General features: G+C 67.5%; 12 protein-coding genes. 6 read left to right on the top strand and 6 right to left on the bottom strand.

The window, feature by feature from the left end; all coding sequences use genetic code 11:
- The first annotated feature begins 59 nt into the window (after window positions 1-59).
- Both EDC64_RS15245 and EDC64_RS15250 read left to right on the top strand, forming a co-directional pair.
- The gene (locus EDC64_RS15245; protein ID WP_132033186.1) at window positions 60-1,931 is read left to right on the top strand and encodes a TRAP transporter large permease; all 1,872 of its coding nucleotides are present in this window, start codon (window positions 60-62) and stop codon (window positions 1,929-1,931) included.
- A gap of 188 nt (window positions 1,932-2,119) precedes the next feature.
- A complete protein-coding gene (locus tag EDC64_RS15250; RefSeq protein ID WP_132032878.1) occupies window positions 2,120-2,815 on the top strand; it encodes a phytochelatin synthase family protein in 696 nt (231 codons plus the stop codon).
- 19 nt (window positions 2,816-2,834) lie between these two features.
- Here EDC64_RS15250 and EDC64_RS15255 read toward each other — a convergent pair whose 3' ends face one another.
- On the bottom strand, window positions 2,835-4,808 hold the full coding sequence (locus EDC64_RS15255; RefSeq protein WP_132032880.1) for a protein meaA: 1,974 nt from the start codon (window positions 4,806-4,808) through the stop codon (window positions 2,835-2,837).
- Between the two features lie 286 nt (window positions 4,809-5,094).
- Here EDC64_RS15255 and ccrA point away from each other — a divergent pair, with 286 nt between their 5' ends.
- The 3 genes from ccrA to EDC64_RS15270 all read left to right on the top strand — a co-directional run bounded on the left by ccrA (window position 5,095) and on the right by EDC64_RS15270 (window position 7,397).
- The gene (gene ccrA / locus EDC64_RS15260; protein ID WP_132032882.1) at window positions 5,095-6,381 is read left to right on the top strand and encodes a crotonyl-CoA carboxylase/reductase; all 1,287 of its coding nucleotides are present in this window, start codon (window positions 5,095-5,097) and stop codon (window positions 6,379-6,381) included.
- Window positions 6,382-6,483: 102 nt separating this feature from the next.
- The gene (gene cdd / locus EDC64_RS15265) at window positions 6,484-6,882 is read left to right on the top strand and encodes a cytidine deaminase (RefSeq protein ID WP_245504724.1); all 399 of its coding nucleotides are present in this window, start codon (window positions 6,484-6,486) and stop codon (window positions 6,880-6,882) included.
- Between the two features lie 23 nt (window positions 6,883-6,905).
- Complete coding sequence (locus tag EDC64_RS15270) at window positions 6,906-7,397, top strand: hypothetical protein (protein WP_132032884.1); 492 nt, start codon at window positions 6,906-6,908, stop codon at window positions 7,395-7,397.
- A 4-nt stretch (window positions 7,398-7,401) separates the two neighbouring features.
- Here EDC64_RS15270 and EDC64_RS15275 read toward each other — a convergent pair whose 3' ends face one another.
- Window positions 7,402-8,460: a GGDEF domain-containing protein gene (locus EDC64_RS15275; protein WP_132032887.1), complete on the bottom strand. Its 1,059-nt coding sequence runs from the start codon at window positions 8,458-8,460 to the stop codon at window positions 7,402-7,404.
- Between the two features lie 136 nt (window positions 8,461-8,596).
- Here EDC64_RS15275 and EDC64_RS15280 point away from each other — a divergent pair, with 136 nt between their 5' ends.
- Complete coding sequence (locus tag EDC64_RS15280) at window positions 8,597-9,844, top strand: BaiN/RdsA family NAD(P)/FAD-dependent oxidoreductase (protein WP_132033190.1); 1,248 nt, start codon at window positions 8,597-8,599, stop codon at window positions 9,842-9,844.
- Here EDC64_RS15280 and EDC64_RS15285 read toward each other — a convergent pair.
- The 4 genes from EDC64_RS15285 to EDC64_RS15300 all read right to left on the bottom strand — a co-directional run bounded on the left by EDC64_RS15285 (window position 9,821) and on the right by EDC64_RS15300 (window position 14,887).
- A complete protein-coding gene (locus EDC64_RS15285) occupies window positions 9,821-10,384 on the bottom strand; it encodes a DUF924 family protein (protein ID WP_132032889.1) in 564 nt (187 codons plus the stop codon). The genes EDC64_RS15280 and EDC64_RS15285 overlap by 24 nt on opposite strands.
- A 10-nt stretch (window positions 10,385-10,394) precedes the next feature.
- Entirely contained in the window at window positions 10,395-11,537 is a 1,143-nt protein-coding gene (locus tag EDC64_RS15290; protein ID WP_132032891.1) for a CobW family GTP-binding protein, read from the bottom strand.
- 14 nt (window positions 11,538-11,551) lie between these two features.
- On the bottom strand, window positions 11,552-12,970 hold the full coding sequence (locus tag EDC64_RS15295) for a D-alanyl-D-alanine carboxypeptidase family protein (protein ID WP_338023409.1): 1,419 nt from the start codon (window positions 12,968-12,970) through the stop codon (window positions 11,552-11,554).
- A gap of 129 nt (window positions 12,971-13,099) precedes the next feature.
- On the bottom strand, window positions 13,100-14,887 hold the full coding sequence (locus EDC64_RS15300; protein ID WP_245504725.1) for a glucan ABC transporter ATP-binding protein/ permease: 1,788 nt from the start codon (window positions 14,885-14,887) through the stop codon (window positions 13,100-13,102).
- Window positions 14,888-14,893: the final 6 nt, after the last annotated feature.

Here is a 14,893-nt window from a genome sequence, read left to right on the forward strand (position 1 = left end):
GCATCATGATCCGCACCGGCCTTCCGAAGGCGCTCGCCGCCGCCATCCTCGCCACCCTGATGCTCGTCGGGCTGCCCGACCTCGCCGTCGCCGCGCCGGCGGGGTTCGAGGCCTGGTTCATCCACAATATGGCGCCGATCATGTTCGCGGCGCTGGTCGTGTTCCTGCTGCTCGGCTACCCGGTCGCCTTCGCGCTCGCCGCGAACGGCCTGATCTTCGGCCTGATCGGCATCGAACTCGGCCTGTTCCGGGTCGATTTCCTCCAGGCGCTGCCCGAGCGCGTCTATGGCACCATGAACAACGAGGTGCTGCTGGCGGTCCCGTTCTTCACCTTCATGGGGCTGATCCTGGAGCGCTCCGGCATGGCGGAGGACCTGCTCGACACGATCGGGCAGGTGTTCGGCTCGATCCGCGGCGGACTGGCTTATGCGGTGATCTTCGTCGGCGCGCTGCTCGCCGCGACCACCGGCGTCGTCGCCGCCTCGGTGATCTCGATGGGTCTCATCTCGCTGCCCATCATGCTGCGCTACGGCTATGACCGGCGCGTCGCGACCGGCGTGATCGCCGCCTCCGGCACTCTGGCCCAGATCATCCCGCCCTCGCTGGTGCTGATCGTCATGGCCGACCAGCTCAACCGCTCGGTGGGTGACATGTATACCGGGGCCTTCCTTCCCGGCCTCATCCTGTCCTGCCTCTACGCTTCCTATATCTTCCTGGTCTCGACCTTCTTTCCGACCGCGACCCCGGGCCTGCCTCTGGACGCCCAGACGCTGCGCGATCCCAACGAGCGGGCGGCGCCGAGCCGCATCCTCGGCGCGATCGCCGCGGCCGGCCTCGCTTTCCTCATCGCCACCGGCAATATCGCCGCGACCACCGCCGACCTGCTTCCGGGCGCCGCCAATATGGCGGCGTGGGGGCTGGCCTCCTTCGTGCTGCTCTATTTCGTGCTCTCGGGGGCGGCGCGGCTGCTGACGCCCTCGCTGTTCATCGTGCTCGCGATCGCCATCGCCGCCTCGATCCTGCTGATGGCGGAGACGACGGTGAAGTTCGGCGCCGATTACGTCGTGCTCGCCATGTCGGCCACGGTCGGCCTCGCCTTCGTGGTCGCGGTGATCAACCGGGTGTTCCGCCTCGGCCTCCTCTCGCGCCTCGCCGAGCAGGTGGTGTTCGTGATGGTGCCGCCGCTGGCGCTGATCTTCCTCGTGCTCGGCACCATCTTCATCGGTGTCGCGACGCCGACCGAAGGCGGCGCGATGGGCTCGGTGGGGGCGCTGCTGCTCGCCATCGGCCGCGGGCGGCTGAAATTCGACCTGTTGCGGCAGGCGACCTATTCCACCGCCAAGCTCTCCGCCTTCGTGCTGTTCATCCTGATCGGCGCCCGCGTCTTCTCGCTGACCTTCTATGGTGTCGACGGCCATCGCTGGGTGGAGGAACTGCTCGTCTCCCTGCCGGGCGGGCAGACCGGCTTCCTCATCGCCGTCAATGCCTTGGTCTTCGTTCTGGCGTTCTTCCTCGATTATTTCGAGCTGGCCTTCATCATCATTCCGCTGCTCGGCCCGGCGGCCGACAAGCTCGGCATCGACCTGATCTGGTTCGGGGTGATCCTGGCGGTCAATATGCAGACCTCCTTCATGCATCCGCCCTTCGGCTTCGCGCTGTTCTTCCTGCGCTCGGTGGCGCCCAAGGTGCCCTATCTCGACCGTGTCACCGGGATTCGCATGGAGCCGGTCACGACCGGGCAGATCTATTGGGGGGCCGTGCCGTTCGTGTTCATCCAGTTGATCATGGTGGCGCTGGTGGTGATATTTCCCGGGCTGGTCACGCATTACAAATCGGGTGGCGTGCAGCTCGATTCCGGGGCGGTCCAGCAGCAATTCGACAATCTGTCCCCGCCGCCGAGCGATATGCCGCCGCCCGCTTTGAAGTTCTGAGGGGACGCCGCGGCTGGCCGATGCCGCGGGGTGCCGTCGCTGCTTCCGGAGGCGTGGCGCAGCGCGTCCGGCTTGCGGGCCGCCGCCTGGCGGTATGAACGTCCCGCGCAGCCGTGTTCGCATCTCCCGGAGCGGACCTGTTTCCGCCCGATGCGCGACCCCGCCATCGCTATCTGGGAACAGTTCGCATGATGCTGCACGTCTGCCTTCTGGTGACCGCGCTCGCTCTCGCTTTGGCCGGCTCCGCCGCCGCACAGGAGCGGCTGGTCTCTCTTCCTGCCCCCGAAGGCATCAGCCTGTTCGAGCGGGCGTCGGAGAAGGCGGGCTTCTGGCCCCTGATGGCGACCTTCGTGTCACAGAACACCCAGAGCTATTGCGGCATCGCCTCGAGCGTCATGGCGCTCAACGCGCTCGGGGTTTCCCCGCCACCAGCGCCGCTGTGGTATCCCTATCCCCATTGGGATCAGACCAATATCTTCACCCTCGCGGTGCTGCAGGTGAAGGCCGCCAACAGCGTCGAGGCCGAGGGCCTTACCGTTGCCGAGCTTGCGCGGGTCCTGGTCGCGAGCGGCGCCCGGGCCAAGCCGGTGTTCGCCGGTGACACCGATCTCGCCGCCTTCCGCGCGGCGGCGCGGCAGGTGCTGGCGAATCCCGCGGCAGTCCTGCTGGTGAACTATTTCCGCGCCACTCTGGGCCAGGGGGAGGGCGGCCACATTTCCCCCGCCGCCGCCTATAATGCGGAGGCCGACAGCTTCCTACTGCTCGACGTCGCGCGCTACAAATACAAGCCGACCTGGATTCCGGCCGACCTCCTGTTCGCGGCGATGAACACCGTCGACCCCTCGTCCCACAAGACGCGGGGCTATGTGGTGGTGCGCAAATAGCGTCCGGCGGATCTCGGCCTCAGGCCGCCTTCTGGGCTTCCCGGTCCACGATGGCGACGATGTCGGCCATGATGCGGTTCAGCTCGAAATTCTTCGGCGTGTAGACCGCGGCGACGCCGAACCCCTTCAATTGGACCTCGTCCTCGGGCGGGATGATGCCGCCGACCACGACCGGCACGTCGCCGAGCCCTTCCGCGCGCAGCCGGTCCATCACGTCGCGCACGAGGGGAACGTGCGAGCCGGAGAGGATGGACAGGCCGATGACATGGACGCCCTCCTCCAAAGCCGCATTGACGATCTCCGCCGGGGTGAGGCGGATGCCCTCATAGACCACCTCCATGCCGGCGTCGCGGGCGCGCACGGCGATCTGCTCGGCGCCGTTGGAATGGCCGTCGAGGCCGGGCTTGCCGACCAGGAATTTCAGCCGCCGGCCGATCCGCGCGGACACCGCCTCGACCTCGCGGCGGACCTCGTCGAGCCCCTGCGTGTCGGCGCGAGCAGAGCGGCCGACGCCTGTCGGCGCGCGATATTCGCCGAACACGCTGCGCAGGCAGGCGCCCCATTCGCCGGTCGTGACGCCGACTTTGGCGCACGCGATCGAGGGTTCCATGATGTTGCGGCCCTCTTGGGCGGCGCTGCGCAGGTCGGCCAGAGCCGCCTCGACGGCGGCGGCGTCGCGCTCGGCGCGCCAGGCCTGAAGTCGGGCGATCTGCTCGGCCTCGACATGCTCGGGCACGGTGAGGATCGAGCCTTCGCCGGTTGTGAGGGGGGAGGGCTCGGTCTCGGTCCAGCGGTTGACGCCGACGACGACCTGTTCGCCGCGCTCGATCGCCTCCAGCCGGCGCGTGTTGGACTCGACCAGCGCCTGCTTCATGTAGCTGTTCTCGACCGCCGCGACCGCGCCGCCCATGGCGCCGATGCGCTCCAGCTCGGCGCGCGCCTGCATTTTCAGTTCCTCGACCTTGCGGTCGATCTCCACCGAGCCGTCGAAAATGTCGCCATAGTCGAGCAGGTCGGTTTCATAGGCGACGACCTGCTGCATGCGCAGCGACCATTGCTGATCGAACGAGCGCGGCAGGCCCAGCGCCTCGTTCCAGGCCGGCAATTGCACGGCGCGCGCGCGCGCCTTCTTGGACAGCGTCACCGCCAGCATCTCGATCAGGATGCGGTAGACATTGTTCTCCGGCTGCTGCTCGGTCAGGCCGAGCGAATTCACCTGGACGCCGTAGCGGAAAAGCTTCTGCTTGGGATCGGTGATGCCATAGCGCTCGATGCAGATCTCGTCCCAGAGGTCGACGAACGCCCGCATCTTGCACATCTCGGTGATGAACTTCATGCCGGCATTCACGAAGAAGGAGATGCGGCCCACCACCTCGCCGAACACCGGACCCTCGGCCTCCCCGGAGGCTTTGACCGTGTCGAGGATGGCGATGGCGTTGGCGAGGGCGAAGGCGAGCTCCTGGACCGGCGTCGCGCCCGCTTCCTGCAGATGGTAGGAGCAGACATTCATCGGGTTCCAGCGCGGCAGGCTCTTGGTGGTGAACAGGATCACGTCCTTGGTGAGCCGCATCGACGGCGCCGGCGGGAAGACGTGGGTGCCGCGCGAGAGATATTCCTTGATGATGTCGTTCTGCGTCGTGCCGTTCAGCTTGGTGCGGTCGGCGCCCTGCTCGTCCGCGACCGCGATATAGAGGGCGAGCAGCCAGGCGGCGCAGGCATTGATCGTCATCGACGTGTTCATCTCGGCGAGCGGGATGGCGTCGAACAGCGTGCGCATGTCGCCGATATGGGAGATCGGCACGCCGACCTTGCCGACTTCGCCGCGCGCCAGAGGATGGTCGCTGTCATAGCCGGTCTGGGTCGGCAGATCGAAGGCGACCGAAAGGCCGGTCTGCCCCTTCGCCAGATTGCCGCGATAGAGCTTGTTGGACTCCGCGGCCGTCGAGTGCCCGGCATAGGTGCGGAACAGCCAGGGTTTGTCGCGGGTCGCCATCGTCAGCTCCTCGTCACACGCGTTCCGTGCAGTTTGCGCTGCAACCGGGCTTGCGTCGACGGGAAAATGAACGCGGGAGACACGGCCGCGCGCGTTGCCGCGTCAGGCGCCGCGGCCGCGCGACCTGCCCATAAAGAGGGGGCTCGCCAGTCGCGTTTTCTCTGCTACGCTGCAACGCGAAACCCTTGGGCAGTGCACGCGGGAGGCGGACGTCCCGCGCACATCCGGGGCGCGCGCCGAGACGATGGGCGAACGAAGATCCGCAGAGGAAGGAAGGAAAGACGCGATGGGCCAGACAGCGATTGCAACCGCGCCTGCCGGCTCCGAGCTGAAGGATCTCTACGAACTCGGCGAGATCCCCCCGCTGGGCCACGTCCCCTCGAAAATGTATGCCTGGGCGATCCGCCGCGAGCGCCATGGGCCGCCGGAAACCTCGTTCGAAGTCGAAGTGGTGCCGACCTGGCCGCTCGGCGAGACCGACGTGCTGGTCCTCGTGATGGCGGCGGGCGTCAATTATAACGGCATCTGGGCCGGCCTCGGCGAACCGATTTCGGTGTTCGACGTGCACAAGCAGCCGTTCCATGTCGCCGGTTCGGACGCCTCCGGCATCGTCTGGGCCGTCGGGCCGAAGGTGACGCGCTGGAAGGTCGGCGACGAGGTCGTGGTCCATTGCAACCAGGATGACGGCGACGACGAGGAGTGCAATGGCGGCGACCCGATGTTCTCGCCGTCCCAGCGCATCTGGGGCTACGAGACGCCGGACGGATCCTTCGCGCAATTCTGCCGCGTCCAGGCCCGTCAGCTCATGCCGCGGCCCAAGCACCTCACCTGGGAAGAGTGCGCCTGCTACACCCTCACCCTCGCGACCGCCTATCGCATGCTGTTCGGCCACCCGCCGCACGACGTGAAGCCGGGCGATTATGTGCTGGTGTGGGGCGCCTCGGGCGGGCTCGGCGTGTTCGGCGTCCAGCTCGCCGCCGCCTCCGGCGCCCATGTCATCGGCGTGATCTCGGACGAGACCAAGCGCGATTATGTGCTGGGTCTCGGCGCCCGGGGCGTGATCAACCGCAAGGATTTCAAGTGCTGGGGCCAACTGCCCAAGGTCAACTCGCCGGAATATGCCGAGTGGACCAAGGAAGCGCGGAAGTTCGGCAAGGCGATCTGGGACATTACCGGCAAGCGCGATGTCGACATCGTGTTCGAGCATCCCGGCGAGCAGACCTTCCCGGTCTCGACGCTGGTCGCCAAGCGCGGCGGCATGATCGTGTTCTGCGCCGGCACCACCGGCTTCAACCTCACCTTCGACGCGCGCTATGTCTGGATGCGCCAGAAGCGGATCCAGGGCTCGCATTTCGCCCATCTGAAGCAGGCGTCGGGTGCGAACCAATTCATCATCGACCGGCGCGTCGACCCGTGCATGTCGGAAGTCTTCCCGTGGGACCGCATCCCCCACGCCCACACCAAGATGTGGAAGAACCAGCACGCTCCCGGCAACATGGCCGTGCTGGTGAATGCGCCGCGCGCCGGCCTGCGGACCTTCGAGGACGTGCTGGAAGCCTGCGCCGGGGGCTGACCCCGGCGGGGTCCCGTCCTTCGTGACTTCGTCATGTGTCTTGGGCATACTGCACGTAAAGCGCGAGTCTATATGATGCCTCAGCCTGCCCGAGTTCCCCGGTTGGGCCTCGACGCACTGCTCGATGCGGCGAAGAGCGCGTCGATGCACGCTTATGCGCCCTATTCCCGGTTCAAAGTCGGAGCGGCGCTCCTGTCTGCGGGAGGCGGCGTCTATGTCGGCTGCAACGTCGAGAATGTCGCCTATCCCATCGGGACATGTGCCGAAGCGGCGGCGATCGCAGCCGCCCGCGTGGCCGAGGGAGAGACGCTCTCCGCCTTGGCGATCGCCATCTACGCCATCGGGAGCGACGGGCTCCAAGCGCCCTGCAGCCCCTGCGGGGCGTGCCGGCAGCGCATAATCGAATGTAACCCCGACATGACGGTTCATTTCTTCGCCGAGCGAGGGACGATGATGAGCCTCACGGCGCGGGAGCTTCTGCCTTATTCCTTCACGTTTTGAGATCGCGCGATGGAGGGGGTGAAATGTTCGGCATGATCGAGAAGCCGCGTCCGACCCTTGAAACGGATATTTTCCATTTTGAAGCGCTGAGCGCTCGAAAGGATCAGTGGGCGATAAAATACCTCTATGACAGGCTCGGTATAATAGACAGTAAAATGAGTTCTCTGCTCCGCGTTAATGGCATTATAATGGGTTTCGTGACGGTAGCGGTGTTTAAGGTCGTGGAAAAATCGGACATAATTAGCTGGCCGATTTTATTTCTGTCGGTATGCATTGCAATATTCATATTGCTCGCATGGGCTGAAATAATGGGCACCAGGATATTCTACCTCGCGTTTGATCGGATATCTCCGGATCGCCCGTTCGATGTATACCGGGACACCACTATCCAGATCACCTTGAAACGTGAACGCCAGTATCGCTTCGCGCTATGGACCTCCGCCGTGGGAATGGGCCTTTTCATTCTGCTGTTCATGGCGGTTGCGATGCTGGAGATCTATTCTCTCTCGGTCTGACGCGTCAGGACACCGGCTGGGCCAGAGCGGTCCGGTCGCGTCCGTCGCCCTTGGCGCTGTAGAGCGCGCCGTCGACGCGGCGCAGGGCCTCTTCGAGACCGCCGCTGCCGTCCCAGGTGGTCACGCCGGCACTCAGCGTGACGCCCTCCGCCGCCGCAAGCCGTCCGACCGCGCGGCGCAGCCGCTCCGCCAGCATTTGCGCTTCGCCGAGACCGGTGTTTTCGGCGAGCACCAGGAATTCGTCGCCGCCCCATCGCCCGAGCTGGTCCGCGCCGCGCAGCGTCTGGCGCAGCGCGCCGACGATCGCTTGGAGAACCTGATCGCCGTGGACATGGCCATACCGGTCGTTCACGCCCTTGAAATTGTCGAGGTCGAGCAGAATCAATGCCATGTCGTGCGCCGGCTGCGCCGCGTAGCGCTCCAGTATGCGCTCGAGGCCGCGCCGATTCGCCACCCCCGTCAGCGCATCCGAGAAGGCGACGCTCTCCAGCACCATGGCCTGCTCGCGCATGTCCTCGAACGCCTGATTGGTGAGGATGAACAGCGACAGCATGGCCAGCATCAGAAGATTGACGAGATAGGAATTCACGATCAGGGAGCCGTAGATCATGTCCCAAGTCTGCGTGCCGCCGGTTGCCACCATCCAGGCAAGGGCAAGCAAAGCGAGGGCGTAGACCGTCGCGGCTGCGGCGATCGCCTCCCATTTTCGGAAGAAGACGAATGCGGTCACATAGACCAGCGGCAGCCATTGCAGCGTATTGGCGATGGTATAGAGCCGCGCGGCGGGATCCAGCGTCCCGAACGACAGAATACCCAGGATGCAATAGAGCGCATAAGCCAGGAAGGCCAGCCATTCGGCGACACGGCGCCGCGCGGGGAGGGCGCAATGGATGCCGAGGCTCAGCACGAAAACGCCGATCAGAATGGGATAGGCATCGCGATCGTAAGTGGAAATGAGGCCGGTTCGGAATTCGAAAGCCCAGAGCCCGCCGCTGCAAACGATCCCGCTCGCCATCAAAAGCCGGGCGACCAGCCGACGCTGGGCGGATAATCTTCTATTCATTCATACACCAACCCTCGCCCCCCGGCGGCGATGGCATGGCAGAAAATCGCCGGCCGGTCCATAACGGGGCCTTACGGATCCCCGGGGACCGTCCTCTGGTCTGGACAGCGCGGGCGTGGCGGGGCATGTCGCTGGAATGGTCGAAGCGATCTCCCCTGTCTGCGTGATCGGTGCCGGGCCGGCGGGCCTCATGGCGGCCGATCGGCTGACACTGGCCGGCCTGCGCGTCACGCTGTTCGAGCGCATGCCGTCGCCCGCCCGCAAATTCTTGATGGCGGGGCGCGGCGGGCTCAATCTGACCCACAGCGAGCCGCTCGACGCGTTTCTCGCCCGCTACGGGCCGGCGGCACCGGCGCTCGCCGCCGCGGTGCGCGCCTTTCCGCCCGAGGCCTTGCGGGCGTTCGCCGCCGACCTCGGCGAGGAAACGTTCGTCGGCTCCAGCGGCCGGGTCTTCCCCAAGAGCTTCAAGGCCTCGCCTCTGTTGCGCGCCTGGCTGCGCCGGCTCGCCGCCCGCGGGGTGGATCTGCGCGTGCGCCATACGTTTCTCGGCTGGTCGCCATCCGGAGCGCTGCGTTTTGCGACGCCCGAGGGCGAGACGGAAATCGCGGCCGATGCGTGCGTGCTTGCGCTCGGCGGCGCGTCCTGGCCGCGGCTCGGCGGCGACGGGGCGTGGGCCGCGCCGCTTGCGGCACGCGGCGTGCCGGTCACCCCCCTCGCTCCCGCCAATATGGGCGTGCATATCCACTGGTCGGAGGCGTTCCGCGCGCGGTTCGCGCGCGCGCCGCTGAAGCGGCTGGCGGTCCGCGTCGGGGACAAGACGGCGCGCGGCGAGGCCGTTGTCACCGAGCAGGGCCTCGAGGGTGGCGCGATCTACGCCGTCTCCGCCGCCCTGCGCGCGGCGCTTGCGCGGGGGCCGGCGGAACTCGTCGTCGATCTGCGCCCGGATCTCTCGCGTGCGGATCTCGCCGGCCGCCTCGCATCGGTGCCGCCCAAGCACTCGCTGGCCAATCGGCTGCGCAAGGGCGGGGGATTGTCCCCGGCCGCCGCCGGCTTGCTGCGCGAAGCCTTGGATCGGCCCGGCACCGACCCCGACACCCTCGCTGGGACGATCAAGGCCGCGCGGTTCGCTGTGGCCGGCACCGGAGGACTCGAACGGGCGATCTCAAGCGCGGGAGGGCTCGCCTTCGAGGGCCTCGATGCGGATTTTCGTGTCCGCGGCTTGCCTGTGAGCTATCCCGTGACCTTCGCTTGCGGCGAGATGCTGGATTGGGAGGCGCCGACCGGCGGCTATCTCCTCCAGGCCTGTTTCGCCACCGGGCGGGCAGCCGCCGAGGGCGTCCTGCGCCGTCTCGCCGACGGATCAGCCGGCAAATCCGCCCTCTGACAGGAAGCGTGCTTCCTCGGGCGTCATGTCCCGGCCCAGGATCGGGTTGCGATGCGGGAAGCGGCCGAAGCGGGCGATGATGTCGCGGTGGATCTCGGCATATTCCAGCCCGTCCGGATCGTCGATCGCGGCATAGAGCGCGACGCAGCGCACCTGGTCCGCCAGAGCCTCCGAATGCATGAAGGGCACATAGAAGAAGCTGCGCAGATCCGGATCCGTCGCCGCGTCGAAGCCGCGGGCGAGTGCCCGATCGGCGACCTGCCGGGCGGCGGCGTCGGTCGCGAAGGCGTCGGGCGTGCCGCGGAAGACGTTGCGCGGGACCTGGTCGAGCAGCAGTACCAGAGCCAGCGCCCCCACGGCATCGCCTTCATAATCCGGCAGAGGCGCGGCGCCCGCGCCGCGCGCAACGGCGTCGCGATAGGCCGGCAGCAGCCGGTCCCGAATTGCGGCATCGAAGTCCGGGTCGGCGGTGAACCAGCGCGCGCGCCCGGCATCGCGCCAGAAGGCGAGGATCTCGGCAGGGGAGGGCAAACCCTTCATGTGCGCGCGCTCATGTTCGTTCTTTCGCCGGCGGCAGTCCCGCCGGCGCAAGGGGATTGTCGGTGAGCGCGGCGCGGTCGGGCGTGTCGATCTGGGGAATCCCCAGGAAGGCGGAAAACAGGCGGCGGACGACGGCCGGGTCGAGGTCGCGCACGATCATGACCAGGCGGCTGCGGTGATCGTCGTCGGGCCAGCCGTCCAGCCGCACCGGCGGGTGCATGAGATGCTGGACGCCGTGCAGGACGATGGGCCGCTCGGGATCCTCGGCGAGCTTCACGATTCCCTTCATGCGCAGCAGGTTGGCGCCGTAGGTGGCGCGCAGCAATTCCAGGAACATGTCGAGGGTGGAGGCGGAAATCGCGGCTTCCGTCGCCAAAGTGAAGGCCTGGATCCGGTCGTCGTGACGGTTGGGATCGTGCGCGTGCGCGGCCTGCGGGGCGGCGACCGCCTCCTCGGCCAGCCAGCGGGCGACGTCCGGGATCTTGCGGGCGGGGTCGTAGAGACCGGCGCGCAGCAGCGCTGGCGCGTCCGCCTCGCCCGCGGCGGCATCGAGGATGGGCGCGGCCGGCGCGAGCCGCTTCAACCGCGCGGTCACGGCGTCGCGTGCGGCGGCGTCGGTCAGAAGATCGGTCTTGGTGAGGACGATGCGGTCGGCGACGGCCGCCTGTTTTACGGCTTCCGGGTGGGCATCGAGGGTCGCCTGCGCATTCACGGCATCGATCACCGTCACGACGCCGTCGAGACGATAGCGCAGGACCAGGTAGGGATGGCTCATCAGGGTGAACAGGATGGGCGCGGGATCGGCGAGGCCGGTGGTCTCCACGATCACCCGGTTGAAGGGCGGCAGGCGGTTGTTGTCGCGCCCGCGCAGCAGATCTTCCAGCGCCGTCACGAGATCCCCCCGCACGGTGCAGCACAGGCAGCCGCTGGCGAGGAGGACAACGCCCTCCGTCACCTCGCGCACGAACAGATGGTCGAGACCGATCTCGCCGAATTCGTTGATGAGGACGGCGGTGTCGGCAAGCGCGGGGTCGCCGAGCAGCCGGTTGAGCAAAGTCGTCTTTCCGGCGCCGAGAAAGCCGGTCAGCACGGTGACCGGGATCGGGTCCGGCGGGCCCCGGCGCGCAGCGGGAGCGTCTGCGGCAGCGGCCATGGCGTCCGCCACCCTCAGGTGCCGGGTCGCGGCGGCGGCGGACCGAATGTGAGGGGATCGTTCTGCCCGGCCGCGCCGGACGCAGCCGCCGTCGTGTTCGCGGGCTTGGGCTTTGCGTCGGCAGCGGGCTTGGGCGAAGCCGCAGGCTTGGCCGGTTTGGCGGCTGCCGGCTTGGCGGCGGCGGGCATCGTGGTGGTGGCGACCGCCGGCTTGGCCGCCGGCTTCGGAGCGGGAATCGGCGCCGTCGAAATCGTCGCCTTGGCCGGGTCCTTCGACGCCGAGCCCGGCGTGACCGCGACGGTCTTCTGCTTGGGCTTGCCCGAATCCGGCTTGGCCGCGGATGTCTTCGCTTCGCCGAGGGCTTCGTCCTGCGTGGCGGGCGCCGTGCCCGCCGGGCCGACGAACACCCGAACCGGGGGCATGGACGGCGGCAGGTTCTGGAGCAGAGCCGCGCCTTCGCCTTTGCTGAAGCCGGCGGCGATGGCGGCAGAGACGGCGTAGGAGCTGGTCGAGGGCCCCTGATTGTAGAGGTTGTCGTCCTCATTCTCCGCGGCGGCCACGGCGCGCTTGCGGTTGCAGACGTTCATGTCGGTCGGGGTGCCGCCGACATTGACGATGCCTTCCAAGGTGGGGGAGGCGGCGCCGAAAATCGACCAGGACGGCTGGAAGCCCTTTTCGAACAGCAGGGCCGCCTGTTCCGTCCGCGCGACGGCCGAGGGCGCGCCGAGGATGACGGCGATCAGCCGCTTGTTGTCGCGCGTCGCGGTGGCGACGAGGTTGAAGCCCGAGGCGCAGATGAAGCCGGTCTTCATGCCGTCGGCGCCGGGATAGCGGTCGATCAGCCGGTTGTAATTGCGCATGACGACCTTGCCGAGCCGGATCGCCGGCAGGCGGAACAGCATTTCATGCTCGGGGAAATGGAAGATCAGCGCGCGCGCGAGAATCGCGAGGTCGCGGGCCGTCGTATATTGCTCCTTGTCGGGCAGGCCGTTCGGATTTTCGAAATGCGTGCCCGACATGCCGAGGGCTTCGGCGGTGTCGTTCATCTCCGCAATGAAATCCGGCAGATTGCCGCCGACGCCTTCGGCGATCACCACCGCCATGTCGTTGGCGGACTTGACCATCAGCATCTTCAGAGCGTTGTCGAGCGTGACCTTGGTGCCGACCCCGAAGCCCATCTTGGTGGGCGACTGGGAGGCGGCAAGCGCCGAGACCGTGAACAGGGAATCGCCGGTGACGCGGCCTTGGCGCATGGCGTTGAGCGAGACATAGACCGTCATCAGCTTGGTGACGGAGGCGGGATACCAGGGCTTGCCAGCGTCCTGCTGCTCCAGCACCTTGCCGGTATCGGCTTCGACCAGGAGCATGGGGGTGGCGCGTGCGCCGCCCAGGGCGACGCCGATGAGGACGGCCGCCAGGGCCAGTGTGTGCAACGCGCCGCATGCGCGCAGACGGGGGAGGCCCGGCAAAGCTCGCTCCGTTCAAGGAAAGGTCCGTTCCTTCCTTAACCCGTTTCGCCTCTGCGGAAAAGCCGAAAGGGCCTCACGCCGTCCGGGCGCCTGTCAGGTCTCGGCGATCGAGGCGGCGCGGGGGGGCGGCGCGATCAGGAACTGGGCCTGCGCCAAGGCGGCGAATCGTCCGCCCAGGGCGACCAGCGTGTCGAAATCGCCGGTCTCGACGATTCGCCCGTGATCGAACACCAGGATTCGGTCGGCGTTCCGGACGGTCGAGAGCCGGTGGGCGATCACGAAGGTGGTTCGGCCGGTCATCACCGCGTCCAGCGCGGCCTGGACCTTGGCCTCGGTCGTGGCGTCGAGCGCGCTGGTCGCCTCGTCGAGGATCAGGATCGGCGGGTTCTTCAGCAAAGCGCGAGCGATCGCCAGCCGCTGGCGCTCGCCGCCGGAGAGCGCGCGGCCGCGTTCTCCGACGCGCGCCTTGAGCCCGTCGGGGTGGCGCGCGACCAGGTCGAGCGCTTGCGCGCGCTGCAAGGCGAGGCGCATCTCGTCCTCCGTGGCATCCGGCTTGCCGACCCGGAGATTGTCCTCGATCGAGCGGTTGAACAGCAGCGCCTCCTGAAACACGACGCCGATCTGCCGCCGGAGCGAAGCCAGCGTGACGTCGCGAATGTCGGTGCCGTCGATTCTTATGCAGCCGGACAGCGGGTCGAAGGCGCGGTGCAGCAGAGCGAGGGCGGTGGATTTTCCCGCCCCGGTCGCGCCCACCAGCGCCACCGTCTCGCCCGGCGCGGCGTGGAACGAGACCGCGGCCAGGGCCGGGCGCCGCGCGTCATAGGAGAAGGAGACGTCCTCGAATGCGACAGCCCCCGCGGCCTGTCCGAGATCGACCGCGCCGGGGCGCTCGCGGACCTGGCCCACGGCATCCAGCACGTCGAAGAATTCCGCCAGTGTCGGCGTGCTCATGACGAGCCGGTTGACGAAGCCGACCGTGTGGTCGAGGCGGCCGATGAGCAAGGTCGCGAAAGCAACATAGGTCACGATCTCGCCGATCGAGGCGAGGCCGTCGAGGTGCAGCCAGGTGCCGACCACGAGGATGGCGAGGATGGTGAGGGTGGTTGCCGCCTTGGTCGCCATCGACACCAGCGCCCACCAGGAGAGGACCGGGATCTGCGCGGCGAGAAGCCGGCCCGCCGTGTCCCGCAGATGGGTCACCTCCGCCTCGATCCGGGCATAGCTCTGGATCAAAGCAACATTGCCGAGGGCGTCGGTGGCGTGTTCCGCGAGGCTCGATCGGTGGCCCTCGACGGCACGCTGCATCGCCTCCGTGCGCCGCAGCACATAGGCGGTGACGAAGGCGAAGACGAAGACCAGCGAGATCAGGACCAGGCCGAGCCGCCAATTGATCCAGATCCCCACCGGCACCAGCACCACCAGGGCGACGAGGGCTGCGCAATCCTCGCGGAAGAAGGACAGCCACAGGCCCCACAGCGCGTCGGTGCCCTGCAGCATGATCTTCAGAAGCCGGCCGGAATGGGTCTCGCCGTGAAAGGCGAGCGGAAGCTGAAGCACGTGCTCGAAATATTCTGTGAGAACGCCGAGGCGTCGGCGATGGGCGAGGCGGTCGGCGTGAAGCGAGACCGCGACGCCGGCCGCGATCGAGAACAGGCCGAACGCCGCCCAGGCGCCGAGCAGTGGCGCGATGTCCGCCAGCGACGGGGCCGCCGCGCCACCCGGAGGGTTCGCCAGCGCATTGACGATCCGGCCGAACAGGATCGGTTCGGCGAACTGCGCCAAAGCCAGAAGCAGATTGACGAAGGCGAGGATCGCGCCGAGCCGCGCCTGCGGTCCGAGCAGGCGCAGCGCGCGCCGGTAGACGTTGAACATTGCGGCCATGGCGCC

This window comes from Aquabacter spiritensis, assembly GCF_004346185.1.
GTDB classification, from domain to species: domain Bacteria; phylum Pseudomonadota; class Alphaproteobacteria; order Rhizobiales; family Xanthobacteraceae; genus Aquabacter; species Aquabacter spiritensis.

Excerpts from the sequence above, each read along its gene's own strand:
- EDC64_RS15285 (WP_132032889.1), bottom strand. The coding sequence starts at position 10,384 with ATGAAGGGTTTGCCCTCCCCTGCCGAGATCCTCGCCTTCTGGCGCGAT.
- EDC64_RS15290 (WP_132032891.1), bottom strand. The coding sequence starts at position 11,537 with ATGGCCGCTGCCGCAGACGCTCCCGCTGCGCGCCGGGGCCCGCCGGAC.
- EDC64_RS15300 (WP_245504725.1), bottom strand. The coding sequence starts at position 14,887 with ATGGCCGCAATGTTCAACGTCTACCGGCGCGCGCTGCGCCTGCTCGGA.
- EDC64_RS15245 (WP_132033186.1), top strand. The coding sequence starts at position 60 with ATGCTCGTCGGGCTGCCCGACCTCGCCGTCGCCGCGCCGGCGGGGTTC.
- ccrA (WP_132032882.1), top strand. The coding sequence starts at position 5,095 with ATGGGCCAGACAGCGATTGCAACCGCGCCTGCCGGCTCCGAGCTGAAG.
- EDC64_RS15280 (WP_132033190.1), top strand. The coding sequence starts at position 8,597 with ATGGTCGAAGCGATCTCCCCTGTCTGCGTGATCGGTGCCGGGCCGGCG.
- EDC64_RS15255 (WP_132032880.1), bottom strand. The coding sequence starts at position 4,808 with ATGGCGACCCGCGACAAACCCTGGCTGTTCCGCACCTATGCCGGGCAC.
- EDC64_RS15270 (WP_132032884.1), top strand. The coding sequence starts at position 6,906 with ATGTTCGGCATGATCGAGAAGCCGCGTCCGACCCTTGAAACGGATATT.
- EDC64_RS15275 (WP_132032887.1), bottom strand. The coding sequence starts at position 8,460 with ATGAATAGAAGATTATCCGCCCAGCGTCGGCTGGTCGCCCGGCTTTTG.
- EDC64_RS15250 (WP_132032878.1), top strand. The coding sequence starts at position 2,120 with ATGATGCTGCACGTCTGCCTTCTGGTGACCGCGCTCGCTCTCGCTTTG.